General features: G+C 49.1%; 12 protein-coding genes and 4 tRNA genes. All 16 read right to left on the reverse strand.

Features of this window, described 5'->3' with window-relative positions:
- Positions 1-17 precede the first annotated feature (17 nt).
- Positions 18-488 carry a 30S ribosomal protein S7 gene (rpsG, locus tag H4O21_RS11875; RefSeq protein ID WP_182809085.1) on the reverse strand — a complete coding sequence of 157 codons (471 nt, stop codon included), beginning with the start codon at positions 486-488 and terminating at the stop codon, positions 18-20.
- Positions 489-565: 77 nt separating this feature from the next.
- Entirely contained in the window at positions 566-940 is a 375-nt protein-coding gene (rpsL, locus tag H4O21_RS11880) for a 30S ribosomal protein S12 (protein WP_182809086.1), read from the reverse strand.
- Positions 941-1,093: 153 nt separating this feature from the next.
- Positions 1,094-5,293 (reverse strand): DNA-directed RNA polymerase subunit beta', encoded by a 4,200-nt coding sequence (gene rpoC / locus H4O21_RS11885; protein WP_182809087.1) that lies wholly within the window; start codon positions 5,291-5,293, stop codon positions 1,094-1,096.
- 85 nt (positions 5,294-5,378) lie between these two features.
- A complete protein-coding gene (rpoB, locus tag H4O21_RS11890) occupies positions 5,379-9,458 on the reverse strand; it encodes a DNA-directed RNA polymerase subunit beta (protein ID WP_182809088.1) in 4,080 nt (1,359 codons plus the stop codon).
- Between the two features lie 200 nt (positions 9,459-9,658).
- A complete protein-coding gene (rplL, locus tag H4O21_RS11895) occupies positions 9,659-10,030 on the reverse strand; it encodes a 50S ribosomal protein L7/L12 (RefSeq protein ID WP_182809089.1) in 372 nt (123 codons plus the stop codon).
- An 80-nt stretch (positions 10,031-10,110) separates the two neighbouring features.
- Positions 10,111-10,614 carry a 50S ribosomal protein L10 gene (gene rplJ, locus H4O21_RS11900; protein ID WP_182809090.1) on the reverse strand — a complete coding sequence of 168 codons (504 nt, stop codon included), beginning with the start codon at positions 10,612-10,614 and terminating at the stop codon, positions 10,111-10,113.
- 204 nt (positions 10,615-10,818) lie between these two features.
- Positions 10,819-11,514 carry a 50S ribosomal protein L1 gene (gene rplA / locus H4O21_RS11905; RefSeq protein ID WP_182809091.1) on the reverse strand — a complete coding sequence of 232 codons (696 nt, stop codon included), beginning with the start codon at positions 11,512-11,514 and terminating at the stop codon, positions 10,819-10,821.
- Between the two features lies 1 nt (position 11,515).
- Positions 11,516-11,947, reverse strand: a complete 432-nt coding sequence (gene rplK, locus H4O21_RS11910) for a 50S ribosomal protein L11 (RefSeq protein ID WP_182809092.1) — start codon at positions 11,945-11,947, stop codon at positions 11,516-11,518.
- A 72-nt stretch (positions 11,948-12,019) separates the two neighbouring features.
- The gene (nusG, locus tag H4O21_RS11915) at positions 12,020-12,553 is read right to left on the reverse strand and encodes a transcription termination/antitermination protein NusG (protein WP_182809093.1); all 534 of its coding nucleotides are present in this window, start codon (positions 12,551-12,553) and stop codon (positions 12,020-12,022) included.
- A gap of 12 nt (positions 12,554-12,565) precedes the next feature.
- Positions 12,566-12,934 carry a preprotein translocase subunit SecE gene (gene secE / locus H4O21_RS11920; protein WP_182809094.1) on the reverse strand — a complete coding sequence of 123 codons (369 nt, stop codon included), beginning with the start codon at positions 12,932-12,934 and terminating at the stop codon, positions 12,566-12,568.
- A 56-nt stretch (positions 12,935-12,990) separates the two neighbouring features.
- Positions 12,991-13,066: transfer RNA gene (locus H4O21_RS11925), tRNA-Trp, on the reverse strand.
- 109 nt (positions 13,067-13,175) lie between these two features.
- A tRNA-Thr gene (locus H4O21_RS11930) sits at positions 13,176-13,251 on the reverse strand.
- A 2-nt stretch (positions 13,252-13,253) separates the two neighbouring features.
- Positions 13,254-13,327: transfer RNA gene (locus H4O21_RS11935), tRNA-Gly, on the reverse strand.
- Between the two features lie 6 nt (positions 13,328-13,333).
- Positions 13,334-13,417 (reverse strand) — tRNA-Tyr (locus H4O21_RS11940).
- 118 nt (positions 13,418-13,535) lie between these two features.
- Positions 13,536-14,249: a type III pantothenate kinase gene (locus H4O21_RS11945; RefSeq protein WP_182809095.1), complete on the reverse strand. Its 714-nt coding sequence runs from the start codon at positions 14,247-14,249 to the stop codon at positions 13,536-13,538.
- Complete coding sequence (locus H4O21_RS11950) at positions 14,230-15,195, reverse strand: biotin--[acetyl-CoA-carboxylase] ligase (RefSeq protein WP_182809096.1); 966 nt, start codon at positions 15,193-15,195, stop codon at positions 14,230-14,232. The genes H4O21_RS11945 and H4O21_RS11950 overlap by 20 nt, the downstream gene beginning before the upstream one ends.
- Positions 15,196-15,675 lie beyond the last annotated feature (480 nt).

Raw genomic sequence — 15,675 nt, forward strand, 5'->3', positions numbered from 1 at the left:
ACATATCTCCCGTTCGATTAGAAGCGGTAGTGAGAGAATGCTTTGTTAGCTTCAGCCATACGGTGAACGTCTTCACGCTTCTTAACAGCAGCGCCTTTACCGTCTGCCGCATCCAGAATCTCACCAGCCAGGCGCAGATCCATAGATTTTTCACCACGCTTACGTGCTGCATCCACCAACCAACGCATCGCCAGAGCCTGACGACGAGAAGGACGCACTTCTACGGGAACCTGATATGTAGCACCACCCACACGGCGGGATTTCACTTCCACCAGAGGCTGGATAGACTCCAGAGCCTTTTCAAACATATCCAGCGGAGCTTCTTTACTGCGCTCTTCTACTTTTTCCAGAGCACCGTATACGATACGCTCAGCAACAGATTTCTTACCGCTAACCATTACATGGTTCATAAATTTTGCCAGGCGCTCATTACCGAACTTAGGATCCGGGATAATTTCACGCTTCGCAGCAACACGACGTCTAGGCATTGATAAGCCCTCGTTAAGGTCTTCAGGTAAATCCGGAAATTATCCAGCCTTACTCTTATCAGACAAAGATTAAACTATTAAGACTTAGGACGTTTCGCACCGTACTTGGAGCGACCCTGTCTACGGTCAGAAACACCCTGTGTATCCAGGCTACCACGAACTGTGTGATAACGAACACCAGGCAAATCCTTCACACGACCACCGCGAATCAGAACAACAGAGTGTTCCTGCAGGTTGTGGCCTTCACCACCGATGTATGAAGTAACTTCAAAACCGTTTGTTAAACGTACACGACACACCTTACGAAGCGCTGAGTTAGGCTTCTTAGGAGTGGTAGTGTATACACGAGTACATACACCACGTCTTTGCGGGCAGCTTTGCAGAGCAGGAACATCGCTCTTCTCAACTTTACGCTTACGAGGTTTGCGTACCAACTGATTAATGGTTGCCATTCAAGCAGACTCCACGTTGTACACAAAAAAAGACGCTGGATAAACCACCGCCATACTAATTTAAGGAGGCGCATTGTATGTTGCCTCCTCAATACAGTCAAGGCCGGACAAAGCCCGGCCCTGAAACTTTTACACTTAGTGTGTATTTCTTTCTCAGTCTTCGCTGTTCAGCGCTTCACTCAGAGCCGCTTCAACTTCACTGGCGCTAGGACCTGCCAGTGCCGCTTCAACTTCCTGACGCTTCTTACGACGACCACTGTGATACGCCAGACCAGTACCCGCAGGAATCAGACGACCTACCACGACGTTTTCTTTCAGGCCTCGCAGCTGGTCACGTTTACCCGTTACCGCCGCTTCAGTCAGAACACGAGTTGTCTCCTGGAAGGAGGCAGCAGAGATAAAGGACTCAGTTGCCAGAGATGCTTTTGTAATACCCTGCAGTACACGCTCGTACTTAGCCGGGAATTTGTCCGCATTTTCCAGCGCTTCATTCTCTTCCAATACCTGGGCCAGCTCAACCTGATCGCCATGAATCAGGGTTGAATCGCCAGAATCCGTAATCTCAGCCTTACGCAGCATCTGACGAGCAATCACTTCGATATGCTTATCGTTAATGCCCACACCCTGCAGACGGTAAACTTCCTGCACCTCAGATGTAATGTATTCAGCCAGTTTGCTCACGCCCAGCAGACGCAGAATATCGTGCGGGTTAGACGGGCCGTCAGAGATGACCTCTCCACGCTCAACCTTCTCACCTTCAAACACGTTCATCTGACGCCACTTAGGGATCAGCACTTCATACGGATCACCTGATTCAGGCGTGATCACAATACGGCGCTTGCCTTTGGTCTCTTTACCGAAGGTCACCACACCAGAGATCTCTGCCAGCAGCGCAGGTTCTTTCGGACGACGGGCTTCAAACAGATCCGCCACTCGCGGCAGACCACCGGTGATATCCTTGTTACCACTGGATTCCTGAGGAATACGCGCGATAATCTCACCAACACCGATATCCTTACCATCTTCTACGGTGACTACCGCATTACCAGGCAACAGATACTGCAGTGGTGTCTGAGAATTTGGCATAGACAGCTCATTGCCCATCTCGTCAACCAGCATGATCATAGGACGAATATCTTTACCTGCTGCCGGACGTGCGGCCGGATCGATAATTTCTATCGACGTCAGACCTGTCAGTTCATCCTGGCTGCGGTTAACGGTGATACCGTCTTCCATGCCATTAAACTTAGCCCGACCTGCCATCTCAACCACAATCGGGTGAGTGTGTGGATCCCACTTCGCCAGAATCTGACCAGAATCAACATGATCACCTTCACGAACGCTGATCTCAGCACCATACGGCAGCTTGTAGTATTCACGCTCACGACCAGTTTCATCCGCCACTGCCAGAGCACCTGAACGGGATACTGCAACCAGTTTGCCGTCACTACGCTCTACAAACTTAATATTGTGGAAGCGAACAGTACCGCCATGTTTAACCTGAACATTATCAATGGCAGATGCACGGGATGCAGCACCACCGATGTGGAATGTACGCATCGTCAGCTGGGTACCCGGCTCACCAATGGACTGCGCCGCGATAACACCCACAGCCTCACCCACGTTAACCAGATGCCCACGGGCCAGATCACGACCGTAACAGCTCGAACATACACCATAACGCGTATCACAAGAGATCGCAGAACGCACCACAATCTCATCAATACCCATAGTATCCAGACGATCACACCAGGCTTCGTCCAGCAGTGTACCACGAGGAATCAGCACTTCACCGCTGTCGTGTTTAACCACATCTTTCGCGACCACACGACCCAGTACACGCTGCGCCAGAGGTACTACGATGTCACCACCCTCGATCAGAGGGTTCATAACCAGACCTTCTTCGGTACCACAATCGTGCTCGGTAACCACCAGATCCTGCGCGACGTCTACCAGACGACGAGTCAGGTAACCGGAGTTTGCAGTTTTCAGTGCGGTATCCGCCAGACCCTTACGAGCACCGTGAGTCGAGATGAAGTACTGGAGTACGTTCAAACCTTCACGGAAGTTCGCCACAATAGGCGTCTCGATGATAGATCCATCCGGCTTAGCCATCAGACCACGCATACCCGCCAGCTGACGAATCTGAGCCGCACTACCCCTTGCACCTGAGTCCGCCATGATGAATACGGAGTTGAAGGAGTCCTGCTGCTCTTCTTCACCATCACGGTTTATAACAGTCTCTTTAGAGATACCTTCCATCATCGCCTTGGCTACTTTGTCATTCGCCTTGGACCAGATATCAATAACTTTGTTGTACTTCTCACCCTGAGTTACCAGACCGGATGAGAACTGCTGTTCAATCTCTTTTACTTCTGCTTCGGCTGCACTAACGATCTCTGCTTTCTCATCCGGAATAACAAAGTCGTTTACACCAATAGATGCACCGGACAGCGTCGCCTGACGGAAACCGGTGTACATCAGCTGATCAGCAAAAATAACTGTTTCTTTCAGACCCACACGACGGTAGGAGTTGTTGATCAGACGAGAGATTGCTTTCTTCGTCATTGACTGATCAACCAGAGAAAACGGCAGACCTTTTGGCAGTATGCGATACAGCATACAACGGCCTACAGTTGTCTCTTTAATGGAAGTCACTTCTTCCATAGAGCCATCATCATTCAGCAAGTGTTCGGTCACACGGACTTTTACACGCGCCTGCATGTGTACATGACCCGCACCCAGCGCACGCTCTGCCTCATCAGTGTTGCTGAAGGTCATACCTTCACCACGGGCATTGATGCGATCACGGGTCATGTAGTACAGACCCAGTACAACGTCCTGGGAAGGAACGATAATTGGCTCACCGTTCGCAGGAGACAGTACGTTGTTAGTCGACATCATCAGCGCACGAGCTTCAAGCTGTGCTTCTGTAGTCAACGGCAGGTGAACCGCCATCTGGTCACCATCGAAGTCAGCGTTGTACGCCGCACACACCAGGGGGTGCAGCTGAATCGCTTTACCTTCAATCAGCAGTGGTTCAAACGCCTGAATACCCAGACGGTGCAGTGTCGGTGCACGGTTCAGCAGAACCGGATGCTCACGGATCACTTCCGCCAGAATATCCCATACTTCCGGCAGCTCACGTTCAACCATCTTCTTCGCCGCTTTGATGGTTGTCGCCATACCTTTAGCTTCCAGGCGAGCAAAGATATACGGCTTGAACAGCTCCAGCGCCATCTTCTTAGGCAGACCACACTGGTGCAGTTTCAGCTGTGGACCTACGGTAATTACCGAACGCCCTGAGTAGTCAACACGTTTACCCAGCAGGTTCTGACGGAAGCGACCCTGCTTACCCTTGATCATATCAGCCAGGGATTTCAGAGGACGCTTGTTCGAACCTGTAATTGCACGACCACGACGACCGTTATCCAGCAGAGCGTCAACCGACTCCTGCAGCATACGCTTCTCGTTGCGTACAATAATATCCGGTGCATTCAGGTCCAGCAGACGCTTCAGACGGTTATTACGGTTGATCACGCGACGATACAGATCATTCAGATCCGACGTTGCAAAACGACCACCATCCAGAGGTACCAGAGGACGAAGATCCGGTGGCAGTACAGGCAAAGCTTCCAGAACCATCCACTCTGGCTTATTACCTGACTTAAAGAACGCTTCCAGCAGTTTCAGACGCTTGGACAGTTTCTTGATCTTGGTTTCACTGTTCGTTTGCGGAATCTCTTCACGCAGGATATTGATCTCATCTTCCAGCTCAATATCTCTTAACAGCTCCTGAACCGCCTCTGCACCCATACGGGCATCAAAGTCATCACCGAACTCTTCCAGCGCTTCATAGTACTGCTCATCATTCAGCAGCTGACCGCGCTCCAGAGTCGTCATACCCGGATCAATCACTACGAAAGATTCAAAGTACAGTACACGCTCGATATCACGCAGGGTCATATCCAGCAGCAAACCGATACGGGATGGCAGGGATTTCAGGAACCAGATGTGTGCTACCGGAGAAGCCAGTTCAATGTGCCCCATACGGTCACGACGAACTTTAGCCTGAGTCACCTCAACGCCACACTTCTCACAGATAATACCACGGTGTTTCATGCGCTTGTATTTACCACACAAGCACTCATAGTCTTTTACCGGGCCAAAGATTTTCGCACAGAACAGGCCATCACGTTCTGGCTTAAAGGTACGGTAGTTGATCGTCTCTGGCTTTTTAACTTCACCAAAAGACCAGGCGCGAATCATATCTGGCGATGCCAGAGTAATCTTAATCGAGTCGAATTCTTCGCTTTGTCCCTGTGCTTTCAGCACATTAACTAAATCTTTCATCGGCCACTGCTCCAGCTGGAGTTGCAGATGCGGGCCTCAGCCCGCATTGGAATTCATCTTGCTGTTATTAAACCTGACAGGCTGCTTATTCAGTTTCCAGGTCAATATCAATACCCAGAGAACGGATTTCCTTCACCAATACGTTGAAGGACTCTGGCATACCCGGCTCCATGCGGTGGTCGCCATCAACGATGTTCTTATACATCTTCGTACGACCGTTCACATCGTCCGATTTAACTGTCAGCATCTCCTGCAGAGTATAGGCGGCACCATATGCTTCCAGTGCCCACACCTCCATCTCTCCGAAACGCTGACCACCGAACTGAGCCTTACCACCCAATGGCTGCTGGGTAACCAGACTGTAAGAACCAGTAGAACGAGCATGCATCTTGTCATCAACCAGGTGGTTCAGTTTCAGCATGTACATGTAACCTACAGTTACCGGGCGATCAAACTGTTCACCAGTACGACCATCACGCAACCAGACCTGACCACTGTCAGGAATATCAGCCAGACGCAGCAGCGCTTTGATCTCAGGCTCCGGAGCACCATCGAATACAGGCGTTGCAATAGGGACACCTTTGCGCAGGTTTTTCGCCAGAGCGATCACTTCATCATCTGTCAGGCTGTCAATATCTTCTTTGTGGTTGCCCACTTCGTTATAAACCTGATTCAGGAAATTACGAATATCCTGAACCTGACTCTCACGCTGCTCCAGCAGCATTTCATTGATCTTGTCGCCAAGACCTTTAGCTGCCATACCCAGGTGAGTTTCCAGAATCTGTCCTACGTTCATACGGGACGGTACACCCAGAGGGTTAAGCACGATATCAACCGGCTCACCTTTTTCGTCGTACGGCATGTCTTCAACAGGCATAATCGCAGAAATTACACCTTTGTTACCGTGACGACCCGCCATCTTATCACCTGGCTGGATACGACGTTTAATAGCCACATAAACTTTAACAATCTTAAGAACACCCGGAGCCAGGTCGTCGCCTTGCTGCAGTTTCTTCTTCTTGTCTTCGAACTTAGCATCCATCTCTTTACGGCGCAGCTGCAGTTGCTCTTCAGCCTGCTGCAGAACTTCGCTCAGAGATTCATCCGCCATAGCCAGTTTAAACCACTGACCGTGAGGCAGATCATCCAGATAATCCATGGTCAGAGTGTCGCCTTTAGCCAGTTTAGGTCCACTCAGAACCTGCTGACCTTCCAGCTGACGCCCCAGACGCTCAAAGGTCGCTTCTTCTGCAATACGGAATTCTTCCTGCAGATCTTTGCGTACTTCATCTAACTGAGACTGCTCAATGGCACGGGCACGGGTATCTTTCTCTACGCCGTCACGGGTAAAGACCTGAACGTCAATCACAGTACCTTTAGTACCGGTAGATACACGCAGAGAGGTATCTTTAACGTCAGAGGCTTTCTCACCGAAAATGGCACGCAGCAATTTCTCTTCTGGTGTCAGCTGAGTTTCACCTTTAGGCGTAACTTTACCTACCAGGATATCACCAGGGCCTACTTCTGCGCCGATATAGACAATACCCGACTCATCCAGTTTGCTCAGAGCACTTTCACCCACATTCGGGATATCAGAAGTAATCTCTTCAGGGCCCAGCTTGGTATCACGAGATACACAGGTCAGCTCCTGAATATGAATCGTAGTGAAGCGATCCTCCTGTACAACCCGCTCAGATACCAGAATGGAATCCTCGAAGTTGTAGCCGTTCCACGGCATAAAGGCGATACGCATATTCTGGCCCAGAGCCAGCTCACCCAGATCCACAGACGGACCATCGGCCAGTACATCACCACGCTCAACTGCATCACCCGGCAGTACAATCGCACGCTGGTTGATACAGGTATTCTGGTTAGAACGGGTATATTTCGTCAGGTTATAGATATCTACACCTGCTTCACCAGCATCTGTTTCTGCATCATTTACACGGATCACGATACGGCTGGCATCAACCGAATCAACCACACCACCACGACGAGCAATAGCACATACACCAGAGTCACGGGCAACAAAACGCTCCATACCCGTACCGACCAGCGGCTTATCAGCACGCAGGGTAGGTACAGCCTGACGTTGCATGTTCGACCCCATCAGCGCGCGGTTCGCATCATCGTGCTCAAGGAACGGAATCAGGGCCGCAGCGACGGATACAACCTGACGAGGAGAAACATCCATCATGGTAACCTGATCCGGTGTCATAAAGGTTGTTTCACCTTTGTGACGTACCTGCACCAGATCGTCAATCAGACGATTCTCTTCATCTACGGTCGCAGAAGCCTGTGCAATAATAAACTGGCTTTCTTCAATCGCAGACAGGTAAGCCATCTCATCCGTTACCTGGCCATCAATGACTTTACGGTAAGGCGTTTCCAGGAATCCGTATTCATTGGTGCGGGCATAAGTAGCCAGAGAGTTAATCAGACCAATGTTCGGACCTTCAGGTGTTTCAATCGGACATACACGACCATAGTGAGTCGGGTGTACGTCACGCACCTCAAAACCAGCACGCTCACGAGTCAGACCACCAGGGCCTAAAGCAGACACACGACGCTTGTGAGTCACCTCAGACAGCGGATTATTCTGGTCCATAAACTGAGACAGCTGCGAAGAACCGAAGAACTCTTTAATCGCTGCCGCTACAGGCTTGGCATTGATCAGATCCTGAGGCATCAGGCCTTCGCTTTCCGCCAGAGACAGACGCTCTTTCACCGCACGCTCAACACGTACCAGACCGACACGGAACTGGTTTTCAGCCATTTCACCTACGGAACGAATACGACGGTTACCCAGGTGATCAATATCATCCACCTCACCTTTACCATTACGGATATCAATCAGCACTTTCAGTACATCAATAATATCGTCATGACTCAGAACACCTTGCCCGGTGTCTTCGCCACGCAGCAGGCGACGGTTGAACTTCATACGACCTACTGCAGACAGATCGTAACGGTCTTCACTGAAGAACAGGTTCTCGAACAGCGCTTCTGCCGATTCTTTAGTTGGTGGCTCACCAGGACGCATCATACGGTAGATTTCTACCAGAGCTTCCAGCTGATTACGGGTAGTATCAATACGCAGAGTATCTGAAACAAAAGAGCCGCAATCCAGGTCATTGGTATACAGCGTTTCAATTTCTTTACATCCACCCTGAGCCAGACGCTCAAGAATCTCATTCGTAATCTGAGAGTTACACTCGCAGATCAGCTCACCAGTGCGCTGATCAAACATATCTTTAGCCAGTACACGGCCAAACATATATTCAACGGGTACTTTCAGCTTATCCATACCGGCTTTTTCAAGCTGACGGATATGACGTGGCGTAATACGGCGCCCTTCCTCTACGATCACTTCACCGTTGTTATCGCAGATATCGAAAGTCGCTGTTTCACCACGCAGACGTGCTGGCAGCAGCTCCATATACAAGCCATCACGTTCAAAGAAGAAACGGTTTGTATCGAAGAACATCTCCAGCATCTGCTCTGACTGGTAACCCAATGCGCGTAGCAGAACGGAAGCCGGTAATTTACGACGACGATCGATGCGGACAAAAACGTTGTCTTTCGGATCAAACTCGAAGTCCAGCCATGAACCACGGTAAGGAATGACACGGGCTGAATACAGCAATTTACCGGAAGAATGCGTTTTACCTTTATCGTGATCAAAGAACACACCCGGAGAACGATGCAACTGGGAAACAATTACACGCTCAGTACCATTAATAACGAAGGTACCGTTTTCAGTCATCAGGGGCATTTCACCCATGTAGACTTCTTGTTCTTTAATATCCTTGATTGCCTTGCTGGATGACTCTTTGTCATAGATTACAAGACGGACTTTAACGCGCAGAGGCGCAGCATAGGTTACACCACGTAGCTGACACTCTTTTACATCAAATACCGGTTTGCCCAGGCGATAGCTGACATACTCCAGAGAAGCATTACCGGAGTAGCTCTCAATTGGGAATACCGATTTAAACGCAGCGTGAAGGCCTAAATCCTCCCGCTGATCAATGGTTTTATCTTCTTGCAGGAAGGAACGATAAGAATCCAGCTGGATGGCCAGCAGATAAGGCACATCCATGACTTGGGGTAGTTTACCGAAATCCTTGCGGATACGTTTTTTCTCAGTATATGAGTAAGCCATCAGTATTCCCCAGCTTGTTCATCTGATCTCAGGCTACGAACACAACTTCTCTACTGACCCATTCGAAGTTTGTGTCGACATCTATTCACACTGCTTTCATTAAAGCAGTCAAGGATATTATGAACAGAAAAAGGCCGGCGGCGATAACGCCACCAGCCCCACTGCAATAATTAGCAGCGTCTGCTGTTCTGCAAGAGCTATTACTTCAGCTCTACAGATGCACCAGCTTCTTCCAGCTGTGCTTTAGCAGCTTCAGCGTCGTCCTTAGACACGCCTTCTTTAACAGTAGCAGGAACACCGTCTACCATGCCTTTAGCTTCTTTCAGGCCCAGACCAGTGATCGCGCGAACTGCTTTAATTACGTTTACTTTCTTATCGCCAGCAGCGGTCAGAACAACGTCAAATTCAGTTTGCTCTTCTGCAGCAGCTTCGCCACCAGCAGCGCCACCAGCTACAACAGCAGCAGCAGCAGAAACACCGAATTTTTCTTCCATAGCTTCAACCAGTTCAACAACGTCCATTACGGACATTTCTGCAACTGCATTGATGATATCTTCTTTAGTCAGAGCCATTTTCTTAGCTTCCCAACGTTATAGAGCAATTGTCGCTCGATTAAAATCAAAAATCTTATAAGAACAAAACAGAACTATAATTAAGCTGCTGCTTCTTCTTTCTGATCGCGAATAGCTGCCAGAGTACGTGCCAGCTTGCCTGCAGATGCTTCTTTCATAGTCATCATCAGGCTTGCAATAGCTTCGTCGTATGTAGGCAGTTTTGCTAAACGGTCAATATCCGCCGCTGCGATCAACTCTCCTTCGTACGCCAGCGCTTTAACTTCAAAGTTAGCTTCATCTTTAGAAAAATCTTTCAGAAGACGAGCTGCCGCACCTGGATGCTCAATAGAGAAAGCAATCAGGCTTGGACCTTTGAAGCTGTCCTGCAGGCACTCAAATGGAGTACCTTCAACAGCGCGACGAGCCAGCGTGTTACGAACAACACGCAGCTGTACACCGGCTTCACGGGCATTTTTACGCAGAGCAGTCATTGCATCTACAGTAACGCCACGAGAGTCGGCTACTACAACGGAAAGAGCAGCATTGGCAGCTTCGTTGACTTCAGCAACAATTGCTTTTTTGTCTTCGAGACGTAGTGCCACTTTGTGTGCTCCTAAAATTATGAAGGTGTTACACCTTCCTTTACCACCACCCCTTTTCAGGGAAGTAACGATGGTTGGGCACCAGAGATTCTGGCGGGCCATTCCATCTGCGCAGGACGCTCAAATAAGCGATTAAGCTTGCGCTCCTGCGGTCTTTGACGAAACTCTGCTTGCAGCAGAGCCCCGCAAAGTTCGATTTTTGTCTTAAACCGCCAGATCTGATACGTCGATAGTCAGACCAGGACCCATGGTAGAAGACAGAGTAATTTTCTTCAGGTATACACCTTTAGAAGCAGAAGGTTTCAGCTTCTTCAGATCTGCAACCAGAGCTTCCAGGTTACCTTTCACTGCATCAGCAGAGAAATCAACCTTACCGATTGCAGCGTGGATGATACCATTTTTATCTGTACGATAACGAACCTGACCAGATTTAGCGTTTTTAACAGCATTCGCTACATCAGGAGTCACAGTACCTACTTTAGGGTTTGGCATCAGGCCGCGAGGACCCAGGATCTGACCCAGCTGACCTACAACACGCATTGCATCCGGAGAAGCAATAACTACGTCATAGTTCAGATCACCGCCTTTCATTTCAGCGGCCAGCTCGTCCATACCAACAACATCAGCGCCTGCTTCTTTAGCAGCGTCAACGTTTGCACCCTGAGTAAATACCGCTACGCGAACGTCTTTACCAGTACCGTTAGGCATAACAGTTGCGCTACGGACAACCTGGTCAGATTTACGAGGATCCACACCCAGATTAACTGCAACTTCAATAGATTCTTTAAACTTAACAGTAGACAGCTCGGACAGCAGAGCTACCGCTTCAGCTACAGTGTATGCTTTTTCAGCATCAACCTTTTCACGAATCAGTTTTGCGCGCTTAGTCAGTTTAGCCATCTTACAGACCCTCCACATTCAGGCCCATGCTGCGGGCAGTACCAGCAATCGTACGAACCGCTGCATCCATATCAGCTGCAGTCAGATCAGGCTGTTTAGCTGTAGCAATCTCTTCCAGCTGAGCACGGCTAACCGTACCCACCTTATCAGTATTAGGACGAGCACTACCGCTTTTCAGACCCGCTGCTTTTTTCAGCAGAACAGATGCTGGAGGAGTCTTAGTTACAAATGTAAAGCTACGATCGCTGTACACAGAAATCACAACAGGAACAGGCAGACCTGCTTCCATATCCTGAGTAGCAGCATTAAACGCTTTACAGAATTCCATGATATTCACACCATGCTGACCCAGAGCAGGACCAACTGGAGGACTTGGATTCGCTTTACCTGCTCCAACCTGAAGCTTGATATAGGCTTCTACTTTCTTAGCCATTTCTATCTCCTGAGTGGGTTATGCGCCTTTCGGCTCCCCGTTAAACACTGAATCGAGTTCAGCGCATAAAATTCAGTCTTTTTCGACCTGACCAAAGTCCAGCTCAACAGGCGTTGAACGACCAAAAATCAGAACCGAAACGTGCAGTTTGCTTTTTTCGTAATTAACTTCTTCAACTACGCCATTAAAGTCAGCAAACGGCCCATCAATAACACGCACGATCTCGCCCGGCTCAAACAGAGTCTTCGGACGCGGCTTGTCAGTACGGTCAGCAACACGCTGCAGGATGGCATCGGCTTCTCTTTCAGTAATAGGAGCCGGCTTTTCTGCCGTACCACCAATAAAGCCCATCACACGAGGTGTTTCTTTAACCAGGTGCCAGGTGGAGTCATTCATCTCCATCTGCACCAGAACATAGCCCGGATAGAATTTGCGTTCACTCTTGCGCTTTTTACCATCGCGCATTTCCACAACTTCTTCTGTTGGCACAAGAATATCGCCGAACAGCTCTTCCATCCCCAACCGTGCAACGCGCTCAGTCAGCGAACGCATCACATGCTTTTCATAACCTGAATAGGCATGAACAACATACCAACGCTTTGCCATGTCTATTCCTCGTTAAGCGATAACCATTGAGATCAGCCAACTCAGCAGGGAATCAAGTCCCCACAAAACCAATCCCATAAATAATACTGCGGCCAGAACGATCATTGTCGTCTGAGTTGTTTCCTGCTTTGTCGGCCAGACTACTTTACGAATCTCATTACGGGATTCAGCAGCCATATCTGCAAAGCGGCGACCCTTTTCTGTTTTAAGAGCAACCAGCGCCGCCACAACCCCAACCACTACAATAGCGACTGTGCGATATAACAGAGGATACTCAGAAAAATAGAGGTTTCCCGCCACAGCTGCAGCAATCAGCAGAAAAACAACTGCCCATTTCAAACCATCAAAATTTGACTCAGGGGCTTCTGCATTGCTTTTCATCTATGAACTCCTCAGATTTCGGCGATTACCGATAAGGATACCAACCTGGGGAAGGCTGGCAGGCCAGGAGGGACTCGAACCCCCAACAGCCGGTTTTGGAAACCGGTGCTCTACCAATTGAACTACTGGCCTATATCAGTGGACCCCATAACAACAGGCCCAAGATTATACTCTTGCGACAACCTGCCTACAAGAATTTTACTCGCAGACAAAAAAACAGGCTTACGCCTGCTTTTATAACTGGAGCTCATGACCGGATTTGAACCGGTGACCTCTTCCTTACCAAGGAAGTGCTCTACCGACTGAGCTACATGAGCCTTGGAGCGGGCAGCGGGAATCGAACCCGCATCATCAGCTTGGAAGGCTGAGGTTCTACCACTAAACTATGCCCGCTAAAAATGGTGGAGGGGGAAGGATTCGAACCTTCGAAGGCGAACCGGCAGATTTACAGTCTGCTCCCTTTGGCCACTCGGGAACCCCTCCGAGCATAGGCGGATAAACCGCTTTCTTTCGTTGCCGTGTCTCAGCAACGGGGCGTACTATACCCAGCCCTGTATTATCGTGCAACCCTTTTTTTATATTTTTTTAAAAAAATTTCGGACTACATATCAAAACAGTGCCGTAGCCCCCGTAATACAAGGCTTTCAGCGATTTCATGTTTTTCAGTAATTTGGGCGCTAATCAGTCGGGCATCCCCACCTGATAGCCAGACAGAGTAATCCTTTCCTCTCAGACACGCAATTCTTTGCTGCAAGAAATCCCTTGTAATACAAAGAACACCATGATCAACGCATTGCTCCGTATTTTTTCCGGGACAAATATTCTGATTTTGCCCTTCAGCAAACCCCACCTGCGCCGTTGTCTGGCCAAGAGATTGCCTCATCATTGTTAAACCGGGGAGAATATAACCTCCCTCATGGACTCCCTCACCCGTCAGATAGTCCACAGTAATTGCGCTGCCAAGAGACACCAGCATCAGATTCCCACCGATCTCTTTTCTCCCCGCCAACAGGGCCAGCCAGCGATCCACTCCCAGCCTGGAGCAATCTTCATACGCACAAGTCAATCCATGCCATTCAGGCTTTACAACAGCCCTCTTGAACCGCACCCCTGAAGGCACACTCTCCTCCCAGTTCCTGGCCTCTTCTGCACGAGCCACAGCTGCCACCCTTATCTCTCTGACACCATTAAGAGGAATATCCGAAAGACTACCTGCAACCCGTACATCAAGATGATTGCCATCACTATTTCTTGCATATTTAATACGGGTGTTACCGATATCCACCAACAAACAACTACTCTGATGCTCTGACACTCACCTCTCCCCCGGCAAAGCTTTTCAGCTCGCCATTATCACACTCAAGGATGAAATTCCCTTTCAAATCAATTCCTTTAGCAATACCAGACACCCTGTTACTACCCATACTCACCGATACTGTTTTTTCATACAGGTAATCAAAATCCTGCCATCCATCAGGTATAGTCTTTCCATTATGGCTAAGCTCACCCATTAGCCTCTCCAATCCTTCAACCAGCTCGCCAGCCAACTGCGAGCGGTCAAAATCACCATACTGGTCCAGCGAAGTCCATAGCTGGTCAATTCCCTCTCCCTCAAGACTGACTGAGCTGAAGTTAACACCTATACCAACCACAAGATTACAGAAACTGGTGAGATCCCCATCAACCTCTATCAGAATCCCTGCCACTTTCTTACCCTGTATATAGACATCGTTCGGCCACTTAACCTTCACATCATCAACACCCTGCCTGCGAATCAAATCAGCCAGCAACACACCGACCGCAAGACTTAAGCCTTCCAGAGCAGCAGCACCCAACGCCAGCTTAGCGCCATAAGAGAAATAAAGATTTGCCCCAAAAGGGCTTTGCCAGCGTCGACCTCTACGACCTCGTCCCGCCGTCTGCTGCTCTGTCAGGCGCACAACGATTTCCTCTGGCCAGAATTGTTCCGACTCTTTCAAGGCCTGCAGAGTATCACCATTAGTTGATTCAGTAATCGCCACCAACTGCAGATCTGCAGACTCAGGTAACGCACATTGCAACTGAACCTCATCCAACAGATTTATAGGGTAAGCAAGACGATAGCCTCTCCCCTGCTCACTCACGACAGGCAAACCAAGCGCTTCAAGCTTTTGCAGGCGCTTCCAGATAGCAGCCCTGCTGATACCCAGCATTTCAGCCAGCTCAACACCAGAGTGACATTCACCATCTGCGAGAAAACGTATTAATTCAGTATTGTTCATAAGTTGTCTCTTTGTTTTTACAGTATTGTACTGCTCCCTCTTCGTCTTATCAGCAGAGCTTTGCACGATACACTAAGACTATTAGCCACAATAAGAATCATATACAAGCTATAACAACAATAGGGAGCTAAAAGAGTGAGCAAGCTAGTTACCGATTCCAGGAGCGGCAAAGATAGGGCTTCTGTTAAGACCTCCTTAACAGAAGACGATGATACTGATAGAGGGTTGTATTGGCCTGAAAACCTGTAGAAAGCATACTTGCCAGATTAAAGCACTCAGCTAACAATATTGTACCGTGTCACGACGGATGACGTATCAGTCACGGCAGGGTCAGCCATGTTCTCCATTTCCCGGCCGGACTTTTCTTCATACAACGAAAAAACCCCGGCCATAGAGACCGGGGTTCTTAATTTAAAGCTTGATGATGTCCTACTCTCACATGGGGAGGCCCCACACTACCATCGGCGCTGTACCGTTTCA

This window comes from Oceanospirillum sediminis, from assembly GCF_014164585.1.
Taxonomy (GTDB): Bacteria; Pseudomonadota; Gammaproteobacteria; order Pseudomonadales; family Halomonadaceae; genus Oceanospirillum; species Oceanospirillum sediminis.